This window comes from Tissierellales bacterium (assembly GCA_035301805.1).
In the GTDB taxonomy this organism is placed as follows: domain Bacteria; phylum Bacillota; class Clostridia; order Tissierellales; family DATGTQ01; genus DATGTQ01.
Map to the genome: position 1 here is coordinate 1 of DATGTQ010000223.1, position 2,125 is coordinate 2,125.

Sequence of the window (2,125 nt, forward strand, 5' to 3'; positions counted from 1 at the left end):
TCTTATAGATGAATATTGTAGATTGCGTTTACCAGATAAATTTTTGCATGCTTATGATCAGGCTTATGCTAAAAATCAAATCCATAGGTAATGATAATGGGGGGTTATAGAAAACATATATTCAATATCTTAAGAATCAGATATGTATTTCATACTAAATTTATAAGTTATATAAATTTAGTTTAGGGGCAAAGCATTTTTAGCTTTGTCCTTATTATTTTTTTATTTGCATTTTTTATAATCTGAGACGAAAGTTTGTATAGCCATGGCATTATGACAAAACAAATTTAAATTAGGATGATGGTTAACAATTTAGTATAATAGGTAAAATACCATCTATTAGTGTCTTTAAAAAATGGAAAATGGGAGATGAATATTAATGGTAGGATTTAAAAAAAGGACAATTAGTGTTAACGAAAAATTAGTTCTTCATATCGTATTGATAAATTTGTTAGAATTTGACAATATGTATACTATTCACTTAATGGAGAATTATATTCGAGATAATCATAACTTTCAATTAGCGAAGTGGGAAACATTATATGGAGCATTTCAGATATTATACATTTACCATATTCGGGATCATATATCCCTTTAAGTAGAGTGGATGATAAAGAAATAAACGTTATTTCATATAATAGATTTAGAAGTATCATTAATATTTATTCAATATGCATAGTAAAAATATATAACCAAATAAAGTATAATATTTAACGATTAATAGATGCAAAAAATCTAATGGCTGTTTTTAAGGAATATCCATAATTGTTAAAACATATTTTGTTTTAGTTTTTTCTAAACACATAAGATGAATTCATTTTTAAGGGGTTTATTGTATAAATTTATAATACTATATATTTATAACGTTAATATAGAATATCTTAGAAACATACCAAGAATTTAAATCGAAGTAATACTTTTTATATCGCTATAGCTTTAATGATGAATATATATCAATAGCCATAAAACCATATGCAGCCATGAAAATTGTAGTATGGATTAATGGTATTAGAGATATGAATAGAGCCGTAGACAATGTAGTGCAAATTAGTGAGCCTAAAGTTAAGTTAGTTAATTTTAACAAGAACATAAGGTTTAATATGTAATAGCATAATAGATATACGTTAAAAAATGATTAACACAAACTGCAGGAGATGCCGTATCCTTTTTTTTAGAAGCAGGACTAGTTTTAACTGTATTATCTGGGGGACTGGCGGCTCCAGTAGTCTTTGGAGTTGGAGCAATAGGTACTTGTTTCGCCTTATATGGACTCAGAGGGAGGAAATAACCTTTTTTATGGATTAAAGGGGGATGGTACATCTGTAGCTGTAAACCCTATCAGGGATAGTATATTTAAATCTAATCTAGAATTATATTATAAAATAGGTAATGCAAGTACAATAATGTCTACCATGGGAACCCCTATAGTAAAAAAGGTATTCCCTTAGAACAGGTTATGGCAATCCAGGCCAAACGTGCAATCTCTAATACAGTTGACTCAGTAGCATCTAATGCCTTTATGGATAGATATGATTTAAATCCGTATGTGGCTATGGGGATTGGAATAGGGATTAGTGGTCTTACTTATAGGGAATAAATTCGATGGAAGTAGATACTACATTAGGTATTACCGCGTCTGGTGGTAAGGAAGTTTTGGTGGATGAAAAAGAACTATTAGAAAATGTGGATTTTAAACTTGGAACACTTACTAATGTAGAAGCTAGAAAATGGTATCTGGAACAAGAAGCAAAAATTCCTGATTTGGTAGATAAGAATTTATCAATTGAGAAACAGACTGAACAGGCTTTTAATTTAAGAAATCAATTTAGAACACAGGCAAGAGAATTGATGATGGATAGAACTTTAGCAGAGTCATTATATGAATCAGATCCTAATTTGACATGGGAACAGATAATTGAAAAGCAGATTTCTAAAGGTTACTCGGGTGATGATATTTATAAAGCGATTATTGAAAGCTCTCAACGCTCAAGAAAAAGTGTAAATAAATCATTAGGTTTAGAATAAAGGAGGTTATAAGATAAAATGAATATTGATTATGTAAAACATGTTAATAATGATGAAAATAATCGAGTAGAATATTTACTAACTAATTTTGACTATTATG

3 protein-coding genes are annotated in these 2,125 nt (G+C 28.9%); all 3 read left to right on the plus strand.

Features of this window, described 5'->3' with window-relative positions; genetic code table 11:
* Window positions 1-980: 980 nt before the first annotated feature.
* The 3 genes from VK071_11400 (at window position 981) to VK071_11410 (ending at window position 2,025) form a co-directional block, all read left to right on the plus strand.
* Complete coding sequence (locus VK071_11400; protein ID HLR35915.1) at window positions 981-1,106, plus strand: hypothetical protein; 126 nt, start codon at window positions 981-983, stop codon at window positions 1,104-1,106.
* Between the two features lie 350 nt (window positions 1,107-1,456).
* Complete coding sequence (locus VK071_11405; GenBank protein ID HLR35916.1) at window positions 1,457-1,597, plus strand: hypothetical protein; 141 nt, start codon at window positions 1,457-1,459, stop codon at window positions 1,595-1,597.
* 5 nt (window positions 1,598-1,602) lie between these two features.
* Window positions 1,603-2,025, plus strand: coding sequence for a hypothetical protein (locus VK071_11410; GenBank protein HLR35917.1), 423 nt, complete (start codon window positions 1,603-1,605; stop codon window positions 2,023-2,025).
* Window positions 2,026-2,125 lie beyond the last annotated feature (100 nt).